General features: G+C 61.0%; 27 protein-coding genes. 17 read left to right on the top strand and 10 right to left on the bottom strand.

The window, feature by feature from the left end; genetic code table 11:
* Positions 1-84 precede the first annotated feature (84 nt).
* Positions 85-1,116: a zinc-dependent alcohol dehydrogenase family protein gene (locus SPISAL_RS04995; RefSeq protein ID WP_016353384.1), complete on the top strand. Its 1,032-nt coding sequence runs from the start codon at positions 85-87 to the stop codon at positions 1,114-1,116.
* Between the two features lie 3 nt (positions 1,117-1,119).
* Here SPISAL_RS04995 and SPISAL_RS04990 read toward each other — a convergent pair whose 3' ends face one another.
* On the bottom strand, positions 1,120-1,773 hold the full coding sequence (locus SPISAL_RS04990; RefSeq protein ID WP_016353383.1) for a hypothetical protein: 654 nt from the start codon (positions 1,771-1,773) through the stop codon (positions 1,120-1,122).
* A 75-nt stretch (positions 1,774-1,848) separates the two neighbouring features.
* Between SPISAL_RS04990 and SPISAL_RS04985 the strand changes: the two genes are divergently transcribed.
* The 4 genes from SPISAL_RS04985 to SPISAL_RS04970 all read left to right on the top strand — a co-directional run bounded on the left by SPISAL_RS04985 (position 1,849) and on the right by SPISAL_RS04970 (position 5,959).
* On the top strand, positions 1,849-2,850 hold the full coding sequence (locus SPISAL_RS04985; protein ID WP_016353382.1) for a hypothetical protein: 1,002 nt from the start codon (positions 1,849-1,851) through the stop codon (positions 2,848-2,850).
* The gene (locus SPISAL_RS04980) at positions 2,850-3,605 is read left to right on the top strand and encodes a DUF3320 domain-containing protein (protein ID WP_016353381.1); all 756 of its coding nucleotides are present in this window, start codon (positions 2,850-2,852) and stop codon (positions 3,603-3,605) included. Before SPISAL_RS04985 ends, SPISAL_RS04980 begins: the two co-directional genes overlap by 1 nt.
* Before the next feature lie 72 nt (positions 3,606-3,677).
* Complete coding sequence (locus SPISAL_RS04975; protein WP_016353380.1) at positions 3,678-4,868, top strand: pyridoxal-phosphate-dependent aminotransferase family protein; 1,191 nt, start codon at positions 3,678-3,680, stop codon at positions 4,866-4,868.
* Positions 4,869-4,894: 26 nt separating this feature from the next.
* Positions 4,895-5,959, top strand: a complete 1,065-nt coding sequence (locus SPISAL_RS04970) for a serine hydrolase domain-containing protein (RefSeq protein ID WP_016353379.1) — start codon at positions 4,895-4,897, stop codon at positions 5,957-5,959.
* On the opposite strand, the gene SPISAL_RS04965 is transcribed toward SPISAL_RS04970, so the two are convergent.
* From SPISAL_RS04965 to SPISAL_RS04950, 4 genes are all read right to left on the bottom strand, one after another.
* Positions 5,948-6,916 (bottom strand): DMT family transporter, encoded by a 969-nt coding sequence (locus tag SPISAL_RS04965; RefSeq protein WP_016353378.1) that lies wholly within the window; start codon positions 6,914-6,916, stop codon positions 5,948-5,950. The genes SPISAL_RS04970 and SPISAL_RS04965 overlap by 12 nt on opposite strands.
* Positions 6,907-7,359, bottom strand: coding sequence for a methyltransferase family protein (locus SPISAL_RS04960; RefSeq protein ID WP_016353377.1), 453 nt, complete (start codon positions 7,357-7,359; stop codon positions 6,907-6,909). Before SPISAL_RS04960 ends, SPISAL_RS04965 begins: the two co-directional genes overlap by 10 nt.
* Positions 7,356-7,907 carry a histidine phosphatase family protein gene (locus tag SPISAL_RS04955; protein ID WP_016353376.1) on the bottom strand — a complete coding sequence of 184 codons (552 nt, stop codon included), beginning with the start codon at positions 7,905-7,907 and terminating at the stop codon, positions 7,356-7,358. Before SPISAL_RS04955 ends, SPISAL_RS04960 begins: the two co-directional genes overlap by 4 nt.
* A 111-nt stretch (positions 7,908-8,018) precedes the next feature.
* Positions 8,019-8,558, bottom strand: a complete 540-nt coding sequence (locus tag SPISAL_RS04950) for a porin family protein (protein WP_016353375.1) — start codon at positions 8,556-8,558, stop codon at positions 8,019-8,021.
* A 182-nt stretch (positions 8,559-8,740) separates the two neighbouring features.
* On the opposite strand from SPISAL_RS04950, the gene SPISAL_RS04945 reads away from it, so the two are divergent.
* The 5 genes from SPISAL_RS04945 (at position 8,741) to SPISAL_RS04925 (ending at position 10,844) form a co-directional block, all read left to right on the top strand.
* Positions 8,741-9,703 (top strand): alpha/beta fold hydrolase, encoded by a 963-nt coding sequence (locus SPISAL_RS04945; protein WP_016353374.1) that lies wholly within the window; start codon positions 8,741-8,743, stop codon positions 9,701-9,703.
* A 75-nt stretch (positions 9,704-9,778) separates the two neighbouring features.
* Entirely contained in the window at positions 9,779-10,012 is a 234-nt protein-coding gene (locus tag SPISAL_RS04940) for a hypothetical protein (protein ID WP_016353373.1), read from the top strand.
* Positions 9,999-10,259: a type II toxin-antitoxin system RelE family toxin gene (locus SPISAL_RS04935; protein ID WP_016353372.1), complete on the top strand. Its 261-nt coding sequence runs from the start codon at positions 9,999-10,001 to the stop codon at positions 10,257-10,259. Before SPISAL_RS04940 ends, SPISAL_RS04935 begins: the two co-directional genes overlap by 14 nt.
* Before the next feature lie 82 nt (positions 10,260-10,341).
* The gene (locus tag SPISAL_RS04930; RefSeq protein ID WP_016353371.1) at positions 10,342-10,593 is read left to right on the top strand and encodes a type II toxin-antitoxin system Phd/YefM family antitoxin; all 252 of its coding nucleotides are present in this window, start codon (positions 10,342-10,344) and stop codon (positions 10,591-10,593) included.
* Positions 10,590-10,844, top strand: a complete 255-nt coding sequence (locus tag SPISAL_RS04925; protein ID WP_016353370.1) for a Txe/YoeB family addiction module toxin — start codon at positions 10,590-10,592, stop codon at positions 10,842-10,844. Before SPISAL_RS04930 ends, SPISAL_RS04925 begins: the two co-directional genes overlap by 4 nt.
* Positions 10,845-10,857: 13 nt before the next feature.
* Here SPISAL_RS04925 and ggt read toward each other — a convergent pair whose 3' ends face one another.
* On the bottom strand, positions 10,858-12,555 hold the full coding sequence (ggt, locus tag SPISAL_RS04920; RefSeq protein WP_016353369.1) for a gamma-glutamyltransferase: 1,698 nt from the start codon (positions 12,553-12,555) through the stop codon (positions 10,858-10,860).
* 362 nt (positions 12,556-12,917) lie between these two features.
* On the opposite strand from ggt, the gene SPISAL_RS09025 reads away from it, so the two are divergent.
* Positions 12,918-13,046, top strand: a complete 129-nt coding sequence (locus SPISAL_RS09025; RefSeq protein ID WP_281166692.1) for a hypothetical protein — start codon at positions 12,918-12,920, stop codon at positions 13,044-13,046.
* A gap of 117 nt (positions 13,047-13,163) precedes the next feature.
* Here the strand turns inward: SPISAL_RS09025 and SPISAL_RS08975 are convergent, their stop codons facing one another.
* From SPISAL_RS08975 to SPISAL_RS04900, 4 genes are all read right to left on the bottom strand, one after another.
* On the bottom strand, positions 13,164-13,331 hold the full coding sequence (locus SPISAL_RS08975) for a hypothetical protein (protein ID WP_222821392.1): 168 nt from the start codon (positions 13,329-13,331) through the stop codon (positions 13,164-13,166).
* Positions 13,332-13,365: 34 nt separating this feature from the next.
* Positions 13,366-13,806, bottom strand: coding sequence for a class I SAM-dependent DNA methyltransferase (locus tag SPISAL_RS04910; protein ID WP_016353367.1), 441 nt, complete (start codon positions 13,804-13,806; stop codon positions 13,366-13,368).
* A 236-nt stretch (positions 13,807-14,042) separates the two neighbouring features.
* Positions 14,043-14,615: a hypothetical protein gene (locus SPISAL_RS04905; RefSeq protein WP_016353366.1), complete on the bottom strand. Its 573-nt coding sequence runs from the start codon at positions 14,613-14,615 to the stop codon at positions 14,043-14,045.
* Positions 14,616-14,662: 47 nt separating this feature from the next.
* Positions 14,663-15,064, bottom strand: a complete 402-nt coding sequence (locus tag SPISAL_RS04900) for a hypothetical protein (RefSeq protein WP_016353365.1) — start codon at positions 15,062-15,064, stop codon at positions 14,663-14,665.
* Between the two features lie 162 nt (positions 15,065-15,226).
* On the opposite strand from SPISAL_RS04900, the gene SPISAL_RS08895 reads away from it, so the two are divergent.
* From SPISAL_RS08895 to SPISAL_RS04870, 6 genes are all read left to right on the top strand, one after another.
* Positions 15,227-15,376 (top strand): hypothetical protein, encoded by a 150-nt coding sequence (locus tag SPISAL_RS08895; RefSeq protein WP_016353364.1) that lies wholly within the window; start codon positions 15,227-15,229, stop codon positions 15,374-15,376.
* A gap of 507 nt (positions 15,377-15,883) precedes the next feature.
* Positions 15,884-16,417 (top strand): hypothetical protein, encoded by a 534-nt coding sequence (locus tag SPISAL_RS04890; protein WP_016353363.1) that lies wholly within the window; start codon positions 15,884-15,886, stop codon positions 16,415-16,417.
* Between the two features lie 199 nt (positions 16,418-16,616).
* On the top strand, positions 16,617-17,438 hold the full coding sequence (locus tag SPISAL_RS04885; protein WP_016353362.1) for a hypothetical protein: 822 nt from the start codon (positions 16,617-16,619) through the stop codon (positions 17,436-17,438).
* Positions 17,425-17,976 carry a BREX protein BrxB domain-containing protein gene (locus SPISAL_RS04880; protein ID WP_016353361.1) on the top strand — a complete coding sequence of 184 codons (552 nt, stop codon included), beginning with the start codon at positions 17,425-17,427 and terminating at the stop codon, positions 17,974-17,976. The genes SPISAL_RS04885 and SPISAL_RS04880 overlap by 14 nt, the downstream gene beginning before the upstream one ends.
* Entirely contained in the window at positions 17,977-21,432 is a 3,456-nt protein-coding gene (brxC, locus tag SPISAL_RS04875; protein WP_245539889.1) for a BREX system P-loop protein BrxC, read from the top strand. It abuts the gene before it with no gap.
* 87 nt (positions 21,433-21,519) lie between these two features.
* Positions 21,520-24,942 (top strand): Eco57I restriction-modification methylase domain-containing protein, encoded by a 3,423-nt coding sequence (locus SPISAL_RS04870; protein WP_041389643.1) that lies wholly within the window; start codon positions 21,520-21,522, stop codon positions 24,940-24,942.
* Positions 24,943-24,963 lie beyond the last annotated feature (21 nt).

The following is a 24,963-nucleotide window of genomic DNA, read 5'->3' as shown; positions in this document are numbered from 1 at the left end:
GGCGCTATGCCTGGTAAACGAAGCGTCATTCCAAGTGTCTAAATTAATACGGCGACAAGTCGTGCAATTGGAAGGAGATGCCTCATGAAAGCCTTGGTTTTTCATGGCCCGAACGCCCGCCAGTGGGAGGACAAACCCCAGCCCGTTGTCGAAAAGCCGACCGATGCGGTCGTGCGGATGACACACACCACAATCTGCGGGACTGACCTGCACATATTGAAGGGCGATGTCCCCACTTGTGAGCCCGGCCGGACCTTGGGTCACGAGGGCGTGGGCATTGTCGAGTCAGTCGGTGATGGCGTATCCACGTTGCAGCCGGGTGATCGTGTGCTGATTTCGTGCATCACCTCCTGTGGACGCTGTGATTACTGCAAACAAGGCATGTACTCGCAGTGTCGAGATGGCGGCTGGATTCTGGGCCACCGGATTGACGGCACCCAGGCCGAAGCAGTTCGGATTCCGCATGCCGATAACAGCCTGTACAAGCTGCCGGAAGGCCTTGAGGACGAAGCCGCGGTGATGCTGAGTGACATCCTCCCGACGGGGCACGAGATTGGCGCACTGAACGGCGAGGTCAACCTTGGGGATACCGTTGCCATCGTCGGTTCCGGGCCCATTGGGTTGGCAGCGCTGTTGACCGCACGCTTTTACTCACCCGCACGGCTCATCATGATTGACCCCGATGAAAACCGCCTGGCGACGGCCAAGGCGCTCGGGGCAACCCACACGATTAGTGCGGACCCGGTTGATCGGATCATGGAGATGACCGATGGCGAGGGCGTTGATTGTGCGATGGAAGCCGTTGGCATCCCTGAGACGTTTGACACCTGCCAGAGCATCGTCAAAGCCGGCGGGCACATCGCCAACATTGGCGTCCATGGCACCAGTGTCGAATTCCACCTCGAAAATCTATGGATCAAGAACGTCACGGTGCGTACCGGCCTGGTGAATACCAACACCATCCCTGTGCTGATGCGCACACTGGAGGCTGGCGGTGTCGATGCGAAAAGTCTCATTACGCATCACTTCCCGCTGGATGACATCGAGAAGGCCTATGACGTCTTTGGCGATGCCGCCAATGAAAAGGCTATCAAGATGATTTTGACCGCGGCCTAAGCGCTAGCCGTCCATGCGGACGAAAAAGCCGGCCCCTGTGTCTTCAAAGGCGCCGCCGGACTGCTGGATGTTCACTGTATCCTGCAGTTCGGCGTCGTAGAGCAGGTGTGCGGTGTCATCCACGATCGCGGCCGGGGCGATCAGACGCGATGAACGCCCGGTGACCGCCAGCGTGGTCGGATGGAATTCAGCGAGATCAAGGGCAAAGTTAACCGAAGCGAGCGCGGACTGAAGCGCGGCAAAGGCTTCACCCGTCTCCAGGGCAACGCGATGAAAGCCGCCCAATGACGTCGACTCGGTGAACGACAGGAAATAGGCGTGCTCGGCACTGCGCGAGGTCACTACCGGTAGTTCGGCCGTCACCGTGACGCGTAGCCCGCCATCCACGTTCTCTCGTGTGAAATCCGAAATGGTCAGATAGCGCCCGACCGTGCTCCAGACATCGTCCACCTGAGCGCTCTGCTCGGTGTTCAGCGGCCGGGGATGCGTGAACGTGGCTTCGAACTCGACAACGGTGTCATTGCCGGCCGCCGCGGAGCGCAGCTGCGTCAGGTCAATTTGCAGAGTGACCTCATCGGCCTTGCAGCCGACCAACACCGCACTGGCGAGCGCGAGCGTGGCCAGGCGCTTGAGACTCTGGCGGGGAAGTTTGAGCAATGGTCGCCTCCTTGTTATGCGTTAGACCACGAATCGGTCAAGATAGTGTCAGGCAGTGTCACATGGAATGGGCCCATGGGGTTTTTGAAGGTTGGCGACAAGGATGCCGACGGCCGCCAGAAGCGCATTGAGCATAGCGGTCGCTATCTGCGCGCGAGCCGCACAGGGGGTGTGTCGTTGCGCGCGCAGACCCGAGCGGCCGGCATCAACCTGACCGGCAACACCAATCATGGGGTGCGGGTGTCCACCCGATTGGCTAAGAATACCCAGGTCGCGTTTCAGAATGGCCGCTTTGTGCTACGCGGCCGCTATGGCTCGGATGCCGCCAAGATTAATCTGTCCAAAACCGGTGTCACGGTTTCCAGCAAAACGGCGCTGGGCAGCTTTAACTGGATCAAGCCGGGCCGGTCGTCTGCGAAATTTGCCGGCGTCCAGTTGCGCGGGCACAAGGCCGCCACCATCCAGATGGTGTATCTCGCCTTAACCGCGGTCGCCGGCGGGCTGCGGCTGCTCGCCCGCGGCACCGTGATGATGGTCGATGGCCTCGCTCGGTTGACGGGCTGGGGGCTGGCCCGCATCGAACAGGCCCGGCAGGACCGTGTTCGACTGAATCTGGGCACTGACGAGATCAAGCGAGCCGGCGCCGCCGTCCTCGCGGAACAGGGCATCGACTTAAGCGCTGAACCGCGGCGGGATCTCTTTGCCGGTTTGCTCTTTACCCTGACGGTGCTGGGCCGCGGCGACGATCGATTCGTGCCCCGTCGAGCCGGCCTTGATGACACGGACAGTGCCGTGGCTGTCGCACTGATCGATGATCTCGATACCGTGGGCGCGCAGATCACCATGTGGCTGGGCGCGGATCGTGAGGCCCGCGCGCCAACGGCCGTGCTGGGCGTGTTGTTTGTGCTGGCCGCCGCCTGGGCCGAGAAAATGGCACCCCCACAGCGCGCTGAAGCCCTCCTGGCCCTGGATGACGCCTGCCTTGCCGCCGGGCCGCGCACCATTTTGCAAGAAGAAATGCTCGATGCACTGCCCAGAGCCCTGGGCGTCGAGCTTCAGCTGGAGGGGGAGTCGTGATGCGCTCGTATGGTGGGTTTGACGGCGTCATCGCCCTCTATGAGGAGCTCGTGAGCGCGCCCGATCAGGCGGCAACCGGCGACGCCCTGTATCCTGGGTGGAACCAGCCGGCCCACGCCTGGGCGCCCGATTTGGGCGTGATCACGCCTTATGTTGCCGTATCGCCAGAGACCCTGGCGCTGGACGGGTTCGGGGATTTTCACGCGATTCCCGAGGACCGGCTAAAGGCGGCCATTGAGTGCACGGTTGCAGTAGAAGGCCCAGTGCATTTTGAGGTGCTGGCGGATCGGCTACTGAACGCTGCGGATGTCGGCCGGCTGGGTCGGCGCATTCGCGAGCGCATTCAGACCATTCTGGATGCGCTGGCGCAGGCGGGACGGCTTGAGCAAGCCGGGCCCTTTGCGGGCACGCCAGCGCAGTATCGCCAGCCCCGATATCGAGACTGGTCCGAGGCGCCAGAGAAGACCCGGGTGCTCGATTATGTGAGCGACGCTGAGCTCAAGACCGTGCTTTTTCGGGCGGTCCTGGCTAACGCGCCGGTCGCGCCGGAACAGGCCATGAATGACGGGCTTGCCGCGATCTGCTTTCCGCGCCTTACAGAAGCAGCGCAGGCTCGTCTCGCAGAACCGCTTAATGCCCTGCGTGCGGCAGAATTCGTCGAAACAAAAACCGACGTGCTGCACCCTGGGCCTCAGGCCTTTCAACGACGCCGCGAATCGCCTGAGCGTCACAGTGACGATCATTCAGGTAATTAAAGGTATTAATACGGGTTGCCCGTCAGTCATTATTACGATCTATTTAAAATATTTTTCGGAGTGAGAGCGCCCATGCAAAGCCAAAACCCGATTTTTATTCCGGGGCCCACCAATATCCCGGAGCGTATTCGTTTGGCCATGGCCCGGCCGGCGTGGGATCACCGAACGGAGGCGTTCGAGGCGTTTTTCGGTCCGCTGCGCGAAGACCTGAAAACGGTATTCGGCACCGAACAGGGTGAGGTTGTGCTGTTCACCGGCAGTGGCACCACGGGCTGGGATGTTGCGCTCAGTAATCTGCTCGCTCCGGGGGATCGGGTGCTGGCCACCAGCCATGGCATGTTCTCGCAACGCTGGATTGATCTGGCCCGCAGCCTGGGCTTGGTCGTTGATGTGATCGAGGCGGAGTGGGGCGAGGGCATCCCCATGGATGCAATGGAATCGGCCCTTGCCGAGGACACACAGGGCGCCATCAAGGCCGTTCTGGCGGTGCATAACGAAACCGCGACCGGGGTCACCAGTGATATTGGCCGAGTCCGCCAGGCCATGGATCAGCAGCAGCATCCGGCCTTACTGTTCGTTGATGGGGTGAGCTCGATTGGCTCCCTGCCTTTTCATATGGATGACTGGGGCGTGGATGTGGCGGTCAGCGGATCGCAAAAGGGCTTCATGCTCCCAACGGGCCTCGCCGTGGTCGCGATCAGCGAGCGCGCGGAGCAGGAGGCGGCAGCGCGCACTCATCCCCGCGGGCATCTGGATCTTGGCCCCATGCTGAAGGCCTCACGAGCCAACAGTTACCCGTGGACACCGGCGATTGGGCTGATTGGCGCGCTGCGTGAGAGCGTCGATATGCTGATGGAAGAGGGGCTGCCGGCGGTGTATGCCCGGCACACGCATCTCGCCGGCGGCGTGCGGGCTGCGGCTGAGGCCTGGGGTTTGCCGATTTGCGCGAAACACCCGGCGCTTTACTCCGATACCGTCACGGCCATTCATGTGCCGGCGCCGCACAGTGCCGCTGAGCTGGTTGCCCATGCGAACCGGCGATACGGCGTTAGCTTTGGGGTGGGCCTTGGCCCACTCAGCGATCGGGTGTTCCGGATTGGTCACCTTGGCCAGCTGACCGAGACCCTGCTGCTGAGCGGCCTGGCCACGGCCGAAATGGCGCTGCTGGATCTAGGCGTGGCGATCGAGCCGGGGTCGGGTGTCGCCGCGGCGCAGGGGCATTTCCGAGCCGTGATTGCTGAGAGCCAGGAGCAGATCGCCTGACGGCTGTTTTTGCCGGGTTCACTGCAATGCTGGGTTTTCGCATAGGGGTCCTGGTGATCACCGCTTTGACGGCCCTGGCCACGGCGACAGCTGTCGCGGCAGCTGATTGCCGAGTGAATGACGCCGAGCTCACCGCAGCGGCGACGTCGGCGAGCCGGTTTGAGAATCTGCGCACGCTGCACATCGCCCTGAATGGCCAAACCCGGGTCGCGGAAGGGTTTCACGGCGCATCACCACATGCCGCGACCAATGTGAAATCCGCCTCCAAGACGTTGCTGGCTGGGGTGGTGGGCGCCGCCATTCAGCGTGGCGTAATCGATGGGGTAGATGAACGCGTCCGCTCGGCCTTGCCCGAGTCATTACCGCCTCAGCCCGACCCCGCACTAGATGTGTTGACGATCGGCCACCTGCTATCAATGCAAGCGGGCCTGGAGCGCACGTCCGGGCAGAATTATGGGGCCTGGGTAGCCAGCCCGAATTGGGTGGAGGGCGTGCTCAATCGGCCAATGAAAGGCCGCCCCGGCGGACAGATGCGCTATTCCACCGGAAACAGTCACTTGCTCTCGGCCATCCTGCAGCGCCGCACCGGCGAGGCCAGCTATACACTCGCCAATCGCTGGCTGGCGCCGGCTGGGGTTGAGGTAGCCAACTGGATGGAAGACCCGCAAGGTATTGCCTTTGGTGGTAACCAGGTTTCCATGCGGCCTGCGGCCTTGCTCGCGCTCGGTGAGCTGTATCGTCGCGGCGGGGTGACCGCGAGTGGTGAACGCCTGCTGCCCGATGGCTGGGTAGAGGCCAGCTGGCAGATAAGAGGGCGCTCGCGCTGGACCCATGATGGGTACGGCTATGGCTGGTTCATTCGTGACTTTGGGGGGTTCACCGGGTATTACGGCTGGGGCTATGGCGGGCAGATGCTCTATGTCATTCCTGAACTGGCGCTGAGCGCGGTGATCACTTCCGACCCCAACCAGCCCTCGGGGCGGACGGGTTATCGAGACGCCTTGCACGGGTTTATGGAGGAACTGGTGCGAGCTGGTATAGAGGAAGAGGGCTCTGCCGAACTGCGATGCTCGGCTGTGCTATCCGGTTGACCCGCGCGGCGATTGATGCGCTGATTCCCCAAGCAGCAGCCGCCGCTCGATGGCCCGCTCACGGGCATAAATACCAATGCCCGAGGCCATGATGATCACGATGCCGGTCATCGCCCAGGGGTCGGGCAAGTCATCGAATATCCAGTAGCCAAGCACCGCCGCGGCCACAATCTCGAGGTACTGAATAGGGGCAATGATGCCCGCCGGTGCCATGGACAGCGCAAAGCTCACAAAGATGTGCGCCACGGTCGAAGCAACGCCCACCCCGAGTAAGAGCCAGTAGACCACCGGATCGGGCCAGCGCACGGTGAGCGCCTCCACGCCTATCCCGTGCCCGGCCGCAAGCAGCGGCAGGATCAGCAGACTCGCCGCAACAGCGGTATAGGTCTGCAGGGTGACCGGGTGCATGCGCCGCGCCATGGCCCGGGTGAGCAGCATGTAGCAGGCAAAGGTGACCGCAGTGCCCAGCGGCAGAAACGCCGCTGGACCCAGGGCGGCGAAGTTCGGCTGGATAACCAGTAGTGCACCACCCAGGCCGATCAGGCACAGCACCAGGCGCTGCCAGCCCACCGGCTCGCGCAGAAACGCCGCACCGAGCAGGATCAGGATGAACGGCTCGACAAAGAAAATGGCCACCGCATCAGCCAGCGGCATTACCGCCAGGGCGGCCACGAAAAACCCCGTAGCAATCAGGATCAGCGCCGCGCGGGCGAACTGCAGCGCCACCTCACGGCCGGCGGGGCGGTGCGCCCAGCCAAACACCCCGCTCATGGGCATTAGCAGGGTGGCCTGAATCACAAAGCGCGCCGCGACGATTTGCGCGACCACGACGTAGGCTGAGCTCAGTTTTGCGAAGGTGTCGATCATCGGCGCGCAGATGGTGAACCCCACCATCAGCGCGATGCCCAGCGTGACCCGGTCCGGCCGCAGGCCCGTGTCTTTTGCGGCTATAGCCATCGCCGGACCCGGCGGCAGTAGTCGCGATAGGCCTCACCGAACTTCAGCGCCAGGGCCTGCTCCTCGGGGCGGATCTGCAATCGGGTGAGCGTGCGCATAAACACCGGCACCATGAGCACTCCGGCGCCGTTGCCGAGCCACAGCGCCCAGGCAAGAAGCAGAGCCGCATCAGCGAGGTAGATCGGGTTACGGCTGATCGCATACGGCCCGGTGGTGAGCAGGTGGCTGGCGCGCTCCGGGTGCAGGGGATTGATCGTGGTCTTTTGCCGGGCAAACCACACCGCTGCCACTAGCACCACAGTGCCAGCCGCGGCGGCCAGCGCCAGAGCGCTCGTGCTTAGCCACGGTGCGTTAACCCGCGCCGCCGGCACCAGCCAGTCGATCCCCCAGACGGCACCGGCGGCGAGCAGCAGGATAATGGGGGGTGGCAGCCGGGTATTCACGGCTGGAGCGATCCGACGACGCGGACTGAGCCCTCGTCATCAAGCTTTACGATCAGGCCTTCGCCGGATCGCACACCCTGGCCGGTGATCGCGCGGATATTCACCTGGTGGGTGACAAGCACCGCGGGTGGGCCATCGGCGAGTTCGGCGAGCAGATCCCGTAATTCCGCAACGATCTCATCGCGCCGCTCGCGGTCCTGGAAAAAGCTATTGAGCCCTGGGTGGGGCTCAGCTTCGGTCAGATCCATCTCGGCCGCGGTCTCCCGGCAGCGGCACCACGCGCTGGTGTAAACCGCTACGTCACTCAAGCCCGCGCCGCGCAGGCGCTCGCCAATCGACCTCGCTTGTGCCCGGCCTTCCTCGGAGAGGTTGCGTTGCGTTGTGCAGTCGTTGATATCGAACTCAGCCGGGTCGCCAAAGCCCGGGGCAATGGCATGCCGCAGCATCAGCACATGGCCGTCATCGCGTAGGGCCGTGACCGGATCGTTCTGGGCGAGGGCGCTCGCGGTGATCAGGATCAGGCCAAGGATTATCGAAACCCGTTTCATTCACCTTCCCGGTTTGCTGACGGAACATCTGGCTGATCCGAGCTTACCAGGCCGCGGTAAAAGGGCCTGCAAGCCCGCCTTCCATGGCAGGCCTGCAGGTTGGGTTGCCGGCTAAAAGTTGAAGTTTGCTCCAACCGTTACCCCGGTGATCTCGTAGTCCGACTCATCAAAGTACTGTGCCCATTCGACGAAAGCGGCGACGTTATCCGAGACATCAAATTGACCGCCAACGCCATAGGAGAAGTCGGTGTCATCGTCATCGAGACTGAAGCCATCGACGGATGCTGACAGCTCGCCATAAGTGAATCCTGCCAGGCCATACAGCGAAAATGTTTCTGCCAGGGGCAGATGGGCGACGCCGTAGACCCCGGCAAGCTGATCAACGTCCACATCGACCCGGGTACCCAGTAGCTGGATATCATCGTCGCTCATGCCGAATCCGAGTCGGCTTTCGATCGCGAAGTTATCGGCGAAGAAATAGCCCAGCCGGCCAAGAATTGCGGTGGGTTCTGCCTCCTCGGCGCCGTCCGCATCATAGTTAACCATGCTGAATCCGCCACCAAGGTAGGTGTCGCCCTGCTCCATGGCAAGGGCGGGGGTGGCCAGTCCGGCAAGGATGAGTGAAAGCGGGGCAATCTTTGCAATGCGCATACCTGCATCTCCTTTTGCATTGGTTTGGGTGAACGCCGGGATGATGGTGGAGATGCAACGCGACAGTCTGTGACGGAAGTCGGTTAATGCACCGGGAACGAGGCCCGATACAATAGAGACGACGACTGGCGGGTACCGTCGCTCACCATCCGAGGACACGATGTTCAACCACCCTGAAGCCCATGCGCTGGATTAAGCTCAAACCGATCACGCGATTCGCGGCTGCACTGCTGGGCGTGATCGTCATCACGGCGTGCACAGTCGGTATGGAGGACCCCATGGCACAGGCCAACACCGGTCCGGAGGGCCAGTTCGTCACGCTGCCACAGGGGCAGGTCCATGCCATCGTAAAGGGCGAGGGCCCGGATCTGGTGATGATCCACGGGGCCAACAGCAACGCCCGGGACTTCAGCTTTGATCTGATTGACCGGATGGCCGATGAATTCCGGGTGATCGCCTTTGATCGGCCGGGCTTTGGGTATTCAGACCGCCTCGGCTCGCCGCTGAGCCCGATGGAGCAGGCCGAGCGCCTGCAAGCTGCGGCGCGGGCGCTCGATGTCGACAACCCGATCGTGCTGGGCCATTCCTACGGTGGGGCGGTGGCTTTGGCGTGGGCGCTTAGTGCGGATGAGGACGTCGCGGGCCTGACGCTGTTGGCGCCGGCCTCGCACCCGTGGCCGGGTGGGCTTGGGTTCTGGTATCAGCTCTCCGCATCGGCGGTGGGGCAGCATGTGGTCCTGCCCATGGTTGCCCAGTTTGCTCCCCGCGTCCTGGTTGAGGGCACGCTCGAGCGCGTGTTCCAGCCCGACCCGGTGCCCGATGGGTATCTTGATCATCTTGGCTTTGACCTGACGATGCGCACCCGCCAGCTGCAAATCAACGCCCGGCAGATCGGCAGCCTTGAGGGTTATCTAAAAGGCATGGTGCCTGACTACCCGACCTTGACGCTGCCGATTGAGATCGTGCATGGGGAGGCGGATCGCACCGTTGGCCTGCCGTACCACGCCGAGCGCCTCGAGGCCGAGGTGGACAGCGCCAACCTCACCCGCGTTGAAGGGATGGGTCATATGCCCCACCACGCGGATCCTGAACTTGTCGCCGAGACCATCCGCCGCACGGCCGAGCGGGCCGGGGTTCGGCAATAAACGGTCGATTGGACGTCGAGACGTCAAGACGTTTTAATGCTACGCTAACGCCTATCGCCAATTAGGAGGTGAGTCATGACGGACTCCGCGCGGCGCTCAACCATTTACTTCGATCCACAGCTGCACGCTGCCCTGCGCATCAAGGCGGCTCATACCCATCGAACCGTCTCAGAAATTGTTAACGAGGCCGTGCGATCGTCTCTGGCGGAAGATCAGGAGGACCTCGCCGCTTTTCAGGACCGAGTCGCGGAACCGACGATGTCCTATGAAGCCCTGCTGGATGACTTGAGGGCGCATGGAAAAATATGAGCTGCAGTTCAAGCGCTCAGTCGCAAAGGATCTGCGGGGAATTCCCAAGCCCGACGTTGCAAGAATCCTTGAGCGCATTAGCGCGCTAAGCAATGAGCCCCGACCACCAGGGAGTGAGAAGCTCACTGGCGAGGATCGGTATCGGATCCGGCAGGGCGTCTATCGGATCGTTTATGAAATTGCTGACGCTGCTTTGATTGTGACAGTCGTCAAAGCCGGGCATCGGAGGCAGGTCTGCCGACGCTGAGAGGCAACGCTTTCAGCGGTGTTGCCTTTGGTCAGCTGTACGGTATTATGTACCTGTTCGTTATCTCGTACAGGAGTCACTTATGGACGCCATCAGCTACACGGCGGCTCGATCGAATCTCGCAAAGACCATGGAGCAGGTGTGTGAAGACCACTCGCCGGTGATCATTACCCGCAGCAAGGCCGAATCCGTGGTCATGATGTCTCTGGCTGACTACGAAGCGCTACAAGAAACGGCCTACCTCCTGCGGGCGCCGAAGAACGCTCAGCGTTTGCTGGAAGCCGTTGCCGAGCTGGAGCAGGGCGATGGGCAAGAGAAGGCGCTGATTGAATGAAGTTAGTCTTTGCCGAGAACGCTTGGGAAGACTATCTGCACTGGCAGAGAACCGATCAAAAAATCCTGCGACGAATCAACAAGCTGATCAAAGAGACCCAGCGTGACCCCTTCGATGGGATTGGTAGGCCCGAACCCCTTAAGCACAGCCTTGCCGGATACTGGTCCCGACGCATCAACGATGAGCACCGAATCGTGTACAAGGTCACCGACAATGCCTTGCTCATTGCTCAGCTGCGTTATCACTACTAAAGCAGCCCCTGGTCTACCGAACTTTGACGGCTGTCCCTTCTCGGCGCGGATCGGCGCCTCCGTGGATAACGCCATCGGGCAAGCGCTCAACGCCATGCAGTCCGCTCGTTAAAGGGCCCACCTCGATCTCATGGCCCAGTGCTTCAAGGCCGGCGCGCAACGCCTCGGCCGGCGTCTCGGCCTCCAGCTCGGTCACCCCATTGCGGTTAATGACACTCCCGGCCTCGATGGCGGTCTGGAGTTCCTCGCCCGCCATCAGGACATCAGCGACGCGCTGGGCCACATAGCCGATGATCCGCGTACCTCCAGGCGAGCCAATGATTAGACGGGGCTGATCATCGGTATCCAGCGCAATCACCGGCGACATGGACGACAGGGGCCGCTTGCCGGGCTGAACGCGGTTGGGGTGAGGGCGGCCGTCCGCTGCTTCGGGATCAAATCGAAAATCCGTGAGCTGGTTGTTCAGCATAAAGCCGCCCACCATGAGGCGGGAGCCGAAAGGCATCTCAATGGAGCTGGTCATGGAGACCGCATTGCCCCTTGCATCGAGCACGCTGAAATGGCTGGTGGAGTGATTGATGCGCTTGGCGCTGCTCATGGCACTTTCCGGATTAGCTAGGCCCGGCGAGGCCGTGCCGAGCGATTGCGTCGGTGAGATCAGCGCCGCGCGCTCGGCCAGGTAGTCGTTGCTGAGCAGGGTCTCGACGGGCACATCGACAAAGTCCGCATCACCGAGGTATTCGTTGCGATCGGCAAAGCCCAGGCGTGAGGCCTCGAGCAGTAAATGCCGCCGGGTCAGGCGTGTGGTGGCTTCAACCTCGGCGCTCGCCATTTCCAGCAGGCTGAGAATCTGCAAAACGGTCATGCCACCGCTGCTCGGCAAGGGCATGCCGCAGATCGAATGGTCGGCAATGGATCGGCAGACCGGCTCCCGCTCGAGCGCCTGGTAGCCCGCCATGTCCTCGCGCGTGAGCTTACCCCCGTTGCCCTGAACCGTTGCAACGATGGATTCCGCGATGGGGCCCTCATAAAAGGCCTCCGCGCCTCGGTTGGCAATCCGGGTAAGGGTGTCGGCGAGGTCGGGGTTGGTCAGTGTCACCCCGGCGCTAATCGGTTCACCCGCGGGGAAGAAATACCCCGCCATCGGCTCGAAGGCATCCAGTGGCAGGTCAATCCGCAGCATGTCGGCGAGGCGGGGTGTGACCTCAAAACCCTGCTCAGCCAGGCGGATCGCTGGCTGGAAAAGGGCTTCCCAGGGTAGGGCGCCGTGTTCCTCGTGTGCCAGCTCCAGCATCCGCAGCGTGCCGGGCACGCCGACGGCCTGACCGCCGGGGACAGCGTCCAGAAAGTCCATCGGTGTGCCGGATTCGGTGAGAAAGTGATCGGGCTTGATCGCCGAGGGGGCTGTTTCCCGGCCGTCATAGGCCTGAACTCGGGCTGGCTGGTTGGCGTAATGCAGCAGAAAAGCCCCGCCCCCAATGCCGCTCGACTGCGGCTCTACCAAGGTCAGGACGGCCTGTATGGCAATCGCTGCATCAATGGCACTACCACCGCTCTCGAGCATTTCGACACCCGCTTCAGTGGCCAGCGGATGGGCTGCGGCCACCATGCCGGGCTGCGGAGTCTCGTCCGCCCGGGCAGTTGCCAAGACGAGCAGTAAGCTCCAAAAGAGAACAAGGAGATGCCAGAAGGCAATGGGCTTCGAGGTCATAGGGACTGCCAATAAATAACCGGATCGACCTGGCAAGTTACGCATGAATCGCCTTCTAGAACAGCACTCTCCCTCCGACACAATTTGACGGCCTGAACCAATAACGTGGGGGCGGCATGGACTGTGCCGGTGCGAAATACCGGATTCGGCCAGGGACGGCCGGCATACAGCATCCAATCACCAGGGCAATTGCAGGAGGGGGTCATGAGCGACACCCAGCGGCAGGGCAAACGCAACCCGCTCCACTACACTACATCCTTGCCTCGGACCGGCTAATCCGGCTCGGATACTCGCTGGATGAGATCAATGCTTATCTGCGCGAGACCCCATTTCATGCCCTCGTTCAGGCGAATCTCGACGCGATGGAAGCACGCTTCGCCGCCGAAGAGGCAGCCGGCAGCGAAGAGGCCAGGGAGAGACGCGAGCTGGCTGAGGCCATGATGCGCTCGGCGGCCGGCCCGGAGTTCATGGGGCGGTCTGAGGAAGATTGAGTGGCCGGTGGGCGAAATGATGCGCACCGCACTAGTAGGGGTTCCATCGCCCCCGTCGTGAAAACGGCTGGGCTGATCCTGTTCCTCGTTGCATCCGGCCACCGCTCTCTCCGGGCCTCACTGGGATAACACGCGGTAGGTGCACATCTTGCACGTGTTGCCTTCCTCAAGCTGATAAGGCGTGTCATAGAAGCTCACCAGCTCCCAGGCATCGGCCGTCTCCAGCTCGAGCATGCGACGACGGTAGCCATACTCCTCGTACGCCCCCTCACGAATGGTGAACACGATCATTCCGCCGGAGCGGGTAATACGCACCAGCTCATTGAAGGCATCGCCGGTGGCATGGCCGTAGGTGAAGGTGCCCGTGCACCACTGCGTCATAGGCATCGTCATCAGTGGGCAGACGCCGCTTCATGTCGGCTTGAGTCATCGTCCCATAGATTTGCTTGCGTTCTGCCTGAGCCAGCATATCCGGGGAATAGTCGAGGGCGTCGATGTGGCGATAGCCGAGCTTGGTGAGCTCGTCCCCCACCAGCCCGGTCCCGCATCCGGCATCCAGAACACGCGCCTGGGTAGCGCCCTGCAGGGCCTCGTGGAGGGCTTTGGCGGTGGCGATGTGGGCGACATAGCCAAACCGTTTCAGCAAGTCGCTGTCATAGCGGTCGGCCCAGTCACGATAAGCTCGCATCAGGGCCTCGTGATCCGTGGCGTTATAAACCTGGTTGAGGATTTCCGTCTCGGTAATCTTCCGCTCGCTCATACTGCCCCTGCTTATCACCGCGGTCTCACCTACCCTAGCGTGATTCGCCGGGCCAATTCACGGGGCATATCGGGGGGCAGGCATCCAAACGTTGGCGCGTCAAAGTGATAGATCGACAAATGCTGCCTGGCTTAAGAAAGTGGACTGGGATAGCCGCCTGATCATGACCCGCACCATCGACGAGCACCGATTCGTCTATCAATCCACTGTTATTGGGCAAGATCAAATCGTCTCGATCAAAGCCGTGCAAAAGCGCCGCTAACCCTCACCGCGGCATCCCGCGTCTCCAGCGTTTGCCCATTCAGGTCATAGCGCACGGCCTCGTCAGGCGTGTAGTTGATGATGAACCCGGTGACCGGGCCATAGAGCGGGACACCCTTTGGGGCCTGCGCCTGGCAATAGGCGATAAAGTCTTGAGTGGACAAATCCGGGGGAAATAACAGCACGAGCCGCGCCGGGGCGTTGATGAACCCGGCCATGGCCGTCGAACTCGGCTGACTGCGAACGGTGGTCCAGACTGCGTGGGGTTGGAACCGCGCGCGATAGTCTGCGTCGGCTCTGGCTTCTATGGCCTCCCGGGTTGCCCGTGCCGCGGTCACCAGCTCAGCCTCGGACACCTCCAGCACAGCGGCGAGGCGATCAGGCAGATCGTCACTCGGGCGCACGCCGTGGGAAGTAAAGTCGTCGAGACGTCGGAGCGCCTTGCTTGGGTTGGCCGGGCTCAGGCGCTGGCCGACACCGCCGCGTGACAGACCCAGAGCGGCCATACGTTCCTGCAGCAGGCGCTCAAGCGCGGTCGCCTCAGGCATTGGTGTCCACCGTGGTGGCGTCTTGGCCGGTGAGCGTCCCTTCACCACTACTGGCCAATCTGCTGACAGTGATAACCGCGGATGCGTCGGGCGAGCAGGGCGCTGACTCGGGCGTAAATAGCCGCTTTGCGCTGGGTGTCTGGAGAGATGATGAAGTAGCTTGGCCGCGTCCGATTGATCCAGCCGTTGATGCGCCCGCGCACCTCGCGCATCAGCCGGAAGGCGTTAATGCCGATATCGATGTCATCGAGGAGCTCGACGCCGGGCTCATAGTCCTCCCATTTCTCAAAAGGGTCGTGTTCGCGGTATAGCGCTGTCAGTGAACCGCGGTTGGGGAGATGGCCGCCGGTGAGCGCCAATGCCAGGTTGCCGGCCTCTGACAGGACGAGGACGTACTCGAACCCATCGACGTTGAACTCGTGGCGCCCCGCGGATGGCATACCAGGCATGGGTGAGCCTCCGTTGTGGCTGGGGAAGGATGGACGGTGACCGCCCATTGCAAGTGCAGTGTAAGGCGGAGATACGACAAGACCTGTCGGAAAAGGCGGGATGATGTGTGACATTGAAGGTCAATACCCGACGTCGTCGAGCCGTTCGAGCCGCCCGTCGCGGTGATCGTCTCCAGCGGCGCCCAGGGCGTCGATGCGTTCGCTGAGCGCCTGGCCGAGGAGGGTGGGCTGACCATCGATGTCATCCCGGCGGACTGCCAACGCTACGGTCGTGGGGCCGGCCCGATCCGGAATAAACAGATCGTCGAGTAGGCGGATCTCGTTATTGCGTTCTGGGATGGTAAGTCCCGAGGCACGCGCTCGGCGCTAGCGCATGCGGACTAGGTGGCTGGAGCTTTGCCAGAGAGAATAGAAGGGCCATCTTCGAGGAGATGATTTGGCGTCGGCCCGGAATCCCTTCGTCCGTGATGCTGGGGGCAACAGAAAGGTATGTAGAGCATCTCAGTACAATATATAGGGTCATCCTTGCTAACGAGGCCATCCAGGTAGATCTAGATAACCTGCCCCTTATCTAGCAGCGGTTGAGGAATCGGTTGCTGGCGAAAGGCATACCGGCCGATTTGTATTGAGACTGTTCCGTATGGCCTCAAGTATTGCCCAGCCTGAACGCTCCGACGCCAACGCCGACGGAGTATGCTCTCAGCGCATAGGTTTGCTGGGCGGAAAAATCCTTTGCGGTATGCCTTGGCCTTTCCACTACGGGTGTGGACATGGCCTAGTGGCGCCGATAGGTTGGCAGCACCAGCATGGAGGATTGGTATGTGGCCATTTGCCAAGCGAGGGAGTCGCTTCGATGGGGATGCCGATGAGCATTTCCCCAGTGACATCAAACCGCGGGACTTCAAGGACAACAAGGCGACGATCAAGCTCTGGCTGCCGGGTAAGATCCTCGCCGGGGTCGACATCATCGGCCAGCGTCATCATGCCGGCCGCCCTGATGTTCTCCGTGCCATTCTCTTCGAGCATGTCTACGGCCGAGCCGAACTCGTTCATCTGGAGATCCGTGAGCGCCGACGCCAGAGCAAGCTTACGGCGCGATTGCCCGATGTTCGCTTCATGCTGCGCGAACCGGACACCTACGATACCGCCCGTGCCGCGACGGCCGGGCTGATCGGCAAGGCAGAGCATGATTTCAAACTTGAGCTTCCCACCCGGTTGCGAAATGAACTGGTTCAACTGGCAGAAGCCGCTGATCAGGCGGTCTCGGAGTACATCCGCGGCGTGTTGGTGCGGCAGATACTCGGTGAGGCGCTCTACCAGCGTTGGATGCAGGCGTTGGAGGCGGTGGAGTGACCTGGCTCAATTGCCTGGCAAGCTTTCGCTCGGAGTCGTCTAGGTTGGCTAAGCCTGCCGACGCTGACATTTATCATCCCACTGCGAAAGGTCGGCGTCGTATTAAAGTAGGTACCATGGCGCCGCCCGCCCTCAATGTCATCTGCATGCGGAGACCGGCAAATTATGTGTCGACACTACGAACAGTAAGAGAATACGTATGACCGTCGCACAGCCAATGGATCCACGCACGCGGGTCGGAAATCCGGCAATTGACAGCATGGGGATTAGAGATCGCCTGGGGGGAGCGCATGCAGCGCGGACTCTGATGTTTCGGGAGCTTGATGCCCTTGTTCGGTACTGCGGTACTACGCCTCAGCCGCGGGATGCATACCGCCTCGCAATCGTTGATGCTAACTGCCTAGCGAAGCGATCGGCGAAGTCGCGCAGTCTAACCTTTCGTTATCTTGTTGATCTGTATGGCCTTGAGGACACGCAACTTGTGTTCGTATCCCTGATGCACTTCTGGCAACGAGACCCTGAATCTGGCCCGATATTGGCGCTGTGTGCCGCGTTGGCGCGTGATGGTTGGCTCGCCAGACTCGCTGATTACATCCTCAATTTGAAAGTAGGCACATCGGTGAGCCGGAGCACGGTTGAAGATCAGATCGAGCGGGTTGCTCCAGAGCGATTGAGCGACGCTACCCGGAAATCGCTCGCACAGAACATCAATAGCACCTTCACACAATCAGGGCATTTGAAAGGCCGCAGCACAAAACATCGTATCCGTGCAAAGCCGACTCCAACGAACGCAGCCTTCGCTCTCCTAATCAGCTACGCCTCTGGTGCACGAGGGCCGGCCCTGTTCGAGACTGTCTATACGAAATCCCTGGACTGTAGCCGTGAAGAAGCCATGGCTATGGCCGAGGCCGCTAGCCGTCGCGGTCTGATGCGTTTCAATCGGGTTGGTGATGTGATGGAGGTCGCCTTCCCGGATATCATCAGTCGCGCGGATTTGGAGCGTATTCGTGAGCAAAATTAAGCAGCTCCTGCGCAACTACTCCAAGCATATCGCGATTCCCTGGCGCACAGACGCCGCGCCAGCGCAGCGGGTTATTTTCTGTGTCTATAACGAACAACACGAGCGCGCCCTGCGTGCGCGCATCGACGAGTTCGAGCTGGAAACGACACGGGCCGGCCATTCATGGTTCCGTTTCGATCTGAGCGATACGTTTGCGGAGTGGCTGGCCGGTGAGCGTTACGCGAGGAAGTACTTTCAAGCGCCCGAATTAATCGACAATCTGTTACCCAAATACCAGGACCATCTGACCAAGAGATTCGGTGAGTTCATCGAGGTCGAATGCCCGGATGCTGACAGCGTCGTGGCAGTTTCGGGTGTCGGTTCGCTATTCGGTCTACTCAAGGTGCGCAACGTCGTGGACGAGTTTGCGCCGCAGGTATCCGGGCGCCTTCTTGTGTTTTTCCCCGGGAGCTTCGAGAACAACAACTATCGCCTCCTTGATGGGTACGATGGCTGGAACTACCTCGCTGTCCCAATCACCGCAGATAAAGAGATTTAGATGAGTTCAAGCACGGCAATGAGGAATCGCGACGTCTACCAGAAGGATCCGGCAACTCGGAATCTGGCGAACAACGGGGTTGCCAATGTCAACGACGACACCTCGACCCCAGCTTTGGATGTCCTGCGCTATGAGTTGGAGACCTTCGTCTGCGACGGTGAGTATGAGCGCGGTGTCGCCCACATCTTGGATACCTACCTGAAGAATCTGGGGAAAGAGGAGCAGCCGGCAGTCTGGATCAGCGGGTTCTATGGCTCCGGTAAATCCCACCTCGCCAAGATGCTCCGTGCACTGTGGCTTGATAAGCCCTTCTCTGACGGTGCTACGCCTCGTGGCATTGCGCACCTGCCATCATCAGTGCAGGAGCATCTCGCTGAGCTGAACAGCCAGGGGAAGCGGCACGGCGGCCTACATGCTGCGTCCGGAACTCTAGGGGCGGGCGCCAGCGGTAGCGTGCGCTTGGCGCTTCTTCGCATCATTTTCAAGTCGGCCGGGCTACCGCAGCAGTACCCGCTGGCGCGGTTTGTCATGTGGCTGCGTGAAGAGGGCGTTCTCGAATCGGTTCGAGAGGGGGTAGAAAGAAAGGGGTACGACTGGCGGGAGGAGCTGGACAACTTCTATGTTGCAGACGGTCTTGCTGAGGCGCTCACGGAGCTAATGCCCAAGCGATTTGCCTCGCAGAGTGCCTGCGTGGAAACGCTAAACAACATGTTTCCCAACGTGAAGGACGTCTCCAACGACGAGATGCTGGATGCCATCAAGCAAGCGCTGATGCGGGATGAAAAGCTCCCGCTCACGCTTGTCGTTCTCGATGAAGTTCAGCAATACATTGGCCCTGACGCGCAGCGCTCCCAAGACGTGCAGGAAGTGATCGAAGCCTGCTGCAAGTACCTCGGCGCGAAGTTGCTCTTTGTGGGCACAGGGCAGACGGCGATTACCGGCACGGCGAATCTTGCGCGGCTGCAGGGACGGTTTACCGTGCGAGTGCAACTCTCCGATGCTGATGTGGATACCGTTATTCGGAAGGTCATCCTCGCGAAGAAACCGGAAGCAACCGACGCTATCGACCAAGTCATGACAACCAACCTGGGTGAGATTTCTCGTCACCTTAGTGGTAGTAGCCTCGCGCACCGGCAGGACGATCGCGCCTATTTCGTGCAGGACTATCCGATACTGCCAGTTCGGAGGCGCTTCTGGGAGACAGCGCTGCGTGTCCTGGATCAAACCGGCACCGACAGCCAGCTCCGTAACCAGCTCTCAATGGTTCACAAGGCGATCCAGAGTAATCTCGACGAAGGGTTGGGCCACGTCGTGCGCGCCGATTACATTTATTTCGACGGCGCCGAAAAGCTGTTGCAGGCCAGGGTGCTGCCGAAAAAACTCTACGAGGCCATCCAGACCTGGTCGCGTGGCAGCGAGGACCAACAACTGCTCGCACGTGCCTGCGCACTGATCTTCTTGATTAACAAAGCTGTTAGCGGCCAGCCGAATATAGGGATTGAGCCAACCGTTGATACCCTCGCAGATTTGCTGGTCGAGGATCTCCCCACCGGCTCTGCCAGCCTGCGCAGCAAGCTGCCGGGCCTGCTAGAGGATTGCCAGCTCCTCATGAAGGTAGGCGACGAGTATCGCATCCAGACGGAGGAAAGCACCGCGTGGAACGACGCTTTTCGCAACCATCAAGCCAACATCGCGAACCAGCAGCATGTGGTCGAGGATGAGCGCGATAGCCGAATCCGCAAGTTGTTCGGCGAGATAGCCCGGCGCCTGACGCTGCAACAGGGCAAGTCTCGTGTCAGCCGTGATACGGCGACATGTTTTGACGCGGAGCTGCCCAAAGACGCGGGTAGCCGCATTTACCTCTGGCTGCGGGAAGGCTGGTCATCAGACGAAAACTCCGTGCGTGTCGATGCTCGTCAGGCTGGCAGTGAATCGCCCACGGTCTTTGTCTTTCTACCGAAGCGCCACGGCGACGAGCTCCGTGAGCAACTCATGGAGTACAAGGCCGCCAAATACACCTTAGACGAGCGTGGTTCCCCCAGCACCCCAGACGGTAGCGAGGCGCGTGAAGCCATGGAAACCACAATGCGGCGCGCCGAAGGCCGCATAGAGGGCCTGCTCCAGGAGTGCTTTGCCGACGCTCGAGTGTTCCAGGGTGGCGGTAATGAGGTCAGTGGCAACAATCTGCTCGATATGTTGCAGGAGGCGGCGGAGGCTGCGCAGATCCGGCTCTATCCACAGTTCGATGCCGCCGATCACACGGGCTGGGGCAAGGTGCTGGAGAAGGCCAAGCAGGGCGCGCCGGATGCGCTGAAGGCTGTTGGGGACGAAGGCGAGCCAGGCAACAATCCCGTCTGCAAGGCCATTCTGGGCTTCATCGCTGGCGGCAAGAGCGGTGCTGAGATTCGTGATCGCTTCGAAGGGCCACCCTACGGTTGGTCCGGCGACGCGGTGGATGGGTCGCTGCATATCCTGATGGTTTCTGGCCAGGTCCGGGCCCAGGATGAGCGCGGCAACCCCGTCGAGCCGGGAAACTTAAATCGCAGCGCTATTGGCAAAACACACTTTCGTGTCGAGTCAGCGACCATCACCACCGCCCAGCGCATCCAGATCCGCAAGCTCATGCAGAAGCTCGGTATTCAGGCGAGGTCGCATGAAGAACTGCGATCCGCTCCTCAATTCCTCAATGTCCTACGCGAACTGGCTGAGGCTGCTGGCGGCGAAGCCCCACAGCCGGAGCCGCCGGATATCACTTTCATCGATGAGCTGCGCCAATGTGCCGGCAACGACCAGTTACTCACGCTTTACAATCAGGGCAAAACAATAAGCGACAACATTGAACAGTGGAAGGTTGTTCGCGACAAACTCAAAGAGCGCTTGCCGCGATGGCGAATCGTGAAGCAGCTTGCTCAGCACGCCGAGTCGCTAAAGGACACCGAGGCGCTGCGCAAGCAGGTTGAGAGCATCGAGGAGCACCGCAAGCTCCTGGCTGAACCGGAGCCCTGTACCGAGTTGGCCAATAACCTGGCCCAAGCGCTGCGTGAGGAACTAAATAGGCTCGATGCCAGATACAACGCCGAGCATGAAACCGGCATGGAGCGCCTTGAGCTGGATGCCAACTGGCAGGCCTTGGAGCCGGAGCAGCGCAACACCTTGCGCGCTGCCCAGCGACTAACCACCGGTGATGCGCCGGACATCAAGGTACAGACCACGAATGATGTGTTGGCCACCTTGAATCGGACGGGTTTGACGACTCTGGCCGATCGTGTGGCCGCAATGCCAAGTCGCTTCAATCAGGTCTTGGAAGAGGCTGCGCAGCTTTGCGAGCCGAAGGTCCAGTTCATTGACTTGTCCCGTCCTACGCTGCAGTCCGAAGCCGATGTCGATGAATGGGCGGAGCAGGCCAAGAAGCAGCTCAAGGCGGGACTGAGCAAAGGTCCGGTGATGCCGCGATAGGTCACCACGGATAATCGCAGCACGTCACGCATTGCTACCGCGGAGATGTTTCTGAATGGCTGATCAACACAAAAAGAATCCGTAATGATGCAACCTCTCGACAAACGCCTGCGCAACCAGCTCGAAAACATCGTCGTCGAGGCCCGTGAGCTGGCAGAGAGGGCCGCCCGGGCCGCGCTCGAAGAGCTAGGTGTGGAAGAAGCGAGTCCTTTCCCGGAGCAAAGTGCAGCCCAGCGCGAGCTGCGTCGGCGGCTGCGCCTGCACGGACGTCAGCTTGGTGATCCTCTCAATGGTGGCAAAGCCCAAGGCATAGACCGCCTTGTAGAAGAGGTCGCCTACGAGCACTGGCACCGCATGCTGTTTGCGCGATTCTTAGCCGAGAACGCATTGCTCATGTACCCGGATCCGGACGGGCCGGTGCCAGTGACGCTTCAGGACTGCGAAGACCTCGCCGCCGATGAGGGGGGCACTAACGGCTGGGAGCTGGCCGCACGCTACGCGGCAAAGATGTTGCCCCAAATCTTCCGCGTGGACTCGCCGGTCTTCGAGCTGAAGCTGCCCACAAACTTCCAGCGCCCGCTGGAACGCCTGCTGGCAGACTTGCCCAAAGAGGTTTTCACCGCCTCCGATGCGCTCGGCTGGGTCTACCAGTTCTGGCAGACCAACAATAAGGAACGGATCAACAAGTCCGAGGTGAAGATTGGTGCGCGCGAGCTGCCCGCCGTGACACAGCTCTTCACCGAGCCCTACATGGTCAGCTTCTTGCTGGATAACGCCCTGGGGGCTTGGTGGGCGGCGCGACGGCTCAGTGACGAGGATCTGCGCACCGCACCGGATGAGGAAACCCTGCGCCGTAAGGCCGCAATCCCCGGCGTGCCGTTGGAGTATCTGCGCTTTGTGAAGGAAACCGACGAGCAGGGTGATACGTGCTGGTACCCTGCCGCCGGTAGCTTCCCCGGCTGGCCAGAGGATCTCGGCGACCTGAGGACGCTGGACCCCTGCTGCGGCTCCGGCCATTTCCTGGTGTCCCTGCTGCTGATGCTGGTGCCCATGCGTATGGAGATGGAAGGTCTGGACGCCCGCCAGGCAGTGAACGCCGTGCTGCGCGACAACCTGCATGGCCTGGAGATCGATCAGCGTTGTGTGGAGCTGGCCGCTTTTGCCCTTGCACTGACGGCATGGCGCTATCCGGGCGCGGGCGGTTACCGCAAGCTGCCGGAAATTCAGGTGGCCTGTTCCGGCCTGTCCGTGAGCGTGGCTAAGGAGGAATGGAAACAGCTCGGACTAGGCCGCAAGAATCTCACCATTGCCCTTGATTGGATGCACGACGCTTTCCGGGACGCTCCGGTGCTGGGCAGTCTGCTGAATCCGGCTAAGACCGAGGCCGCCAAGGTCGTGCAATGGGACGAGCTGTCCACCGTGCTGGACGAGGCCCTGCAGCAGGAAAGCACGGACCAGCAGCACGAGGTCGCCGTGGTGGCCCAAGGCCTGGCCAAGGCCGCTACGCTGCTGGCTGGGCAGTACCACTGGGTGGTCACTAACGTGCCGTACTTGACGCGTGGCAAGCAGAGCGAGCGCCTGCGCGATTTTTGCGAGAAGCACTATCCGGCCGCCAAGAATGACTTGGCCACCGTATTTCTCGATCGCTGCCTGGAGCTATGCGCTGAGGGTGGCAGCAGCAGCGTCGTGCTGCCGCAGAACTGGCTGTTCCTCAGCAGCTATAAGAAGTTCCGTGAGAAGCTTCTGAAGCAGGAAACCTGGAACCTGATTGCGCGCTTGGGCCCAAAGGGGTTTCAAACTCCTATGTGGGACTTCAATGTGCAGTTAATCACCCTGACCCGTGGCCAAGCCAGCCGGGCACACGGAGCGCTTTTCGATACCCATGGCGACACCCATCGGCTGCGCGGTCTGGATGTCTCCGAGCCCAAGACGGCTGTTGATAAGGCTGCGGCTTTGCTTAGTTCCGAGGTCAAGAGCGTGGACCAAGCGGGGCAGTTGGGGAATCCGGATGCCGCAATCAAGACTGAAGAATCGTCGGGCGTTGGCCTAGTATGCGATTACGCAGATTGTTTTCAAGGCCTCACTACCGGTGATGATCCGCGCTTGAAACGGTTTTTTTGGGAGCCCGGACGAGGGAGCTGCTGGAAGCGATTGCAAGGCCCAAGCCAACTGAAGGGTGTGTTCGCGGGGCGCGAGGCTATCTTTGATTCAAGAGTCTGCAGTGGAGAGCTTCGCTTTGGCGCGCTCCGAGGGCGCGACGCATGGGAAAAGCGCGGTGTGGCGATTGACCGTGTGGCGTCGCTTTCTCCAGCGCTGTATTCCGGAGATTATTTTCACAGTCTTGTGCCAGTGCTCATCCCTAAGCATGACGGCGACTTATTAGCAATTGTTGCTTTCGGTATGTCAAGTCACTTTCGAGAGGTGGCGCGAGCCTCGAACCAATCATTGAGCATCGACAATGGTTATTTTGAGAAGCTCGAATTTGACATTTCGCATTGGAGGTCCGAGGGGGCAAGGCTGTATCCGCACGGCCTCCCGCAGCCTTATACCAACGACCCCACCCAGTGGATCTTCCACGGCGACCCCTGCGGCTCGGTAATCTGGGACGAGGACAGCAGATGGACGGCCCATGGCCCGCTGCGCACGGACGAGACGGTGCTGCAGGTGGCGGTTGCTCGTCTGCTCGGGTACCGCTGGCCTGCGGAGCTGGATTCTGAAATGGAACTGGCCGCCGAGCAGCGCGAGTGGGTAGATCACTGCGAGGCCCTGCTGCCCCATGCCGACGACGACGGAATCGTCTGTATCCCGCCAGTCCGTGGCGAGGCCGCTGCCGCCGATCGGCTGTTGAGTCTGCTAGCCGTTGCCTATGGTGAGCAATGGTCCAACGAGGTGCAGGCCAAGCTGCTGAGTAGCTCCGGCCACGCCGGCAAAACGCTCGAAAGCTGGCTGCGCGACAAGTTCTTCGCGCAGCACTGCAAGCTGTTCCAGCACCGCCCCTTCATCTGGCACGTCTGGGACGGCCTGCGCGACGGGTTTTCAGCATTGGTGAACTATCACAAGCTGGACCACAAGAACCTGGAGACGCTGGTCTATACCTACCTCGGCGACTGGATTAGCCGCCAGAAGCGGGACATCGACAATGGCGTCGATGGCGCCCGTGAAAAGCTCGCGGCCGCCGAGACTCTGAAACAGCGCCTGGAGCTGATTCTGGGAGGAGAGACCCCGTACGACATCTTCGTACGCTGGAAACCGCTTGCCGAGCAGCCCATCGGCTGGAACCCAGACCTCAACGATGGTGTGCGCCTGAACATCCGCCCCTTTATGACCGTGCCGGATATCAAGAAGAGTGGGGCGGGGGTGCTGCACGACAAGCCCAACATCAAATGGGCCAAGGATCGTGGCAAGGATGTCGAGTCCGCGCCCTGGTATCACGTCTTCGGTGGCGAGCGGATCAACGATCACCACCTCAGCCTGGTCGAAAAGCTTGAAGCACGCGGTCATGGCGGCTGAGTTGGGGCCATAGTGGATTAT

It is taken from the genome of Spiribacter salinus M19-40 (genome assembly GCF_000319575.2).
In the GTDB taxonomy this organism is placed as follows: Bacteria; Pseudomonadota; Gammaproteobacteria; order Nitrococcales; family Nitrococcaceae; genus Spiribacter; species Spiribacter salinus.
The sequence above is the reverse complement of the archived record's forward strand: the minus strand, read 5'-3'. Positions and strand labels throughout refer to the sequence as shown.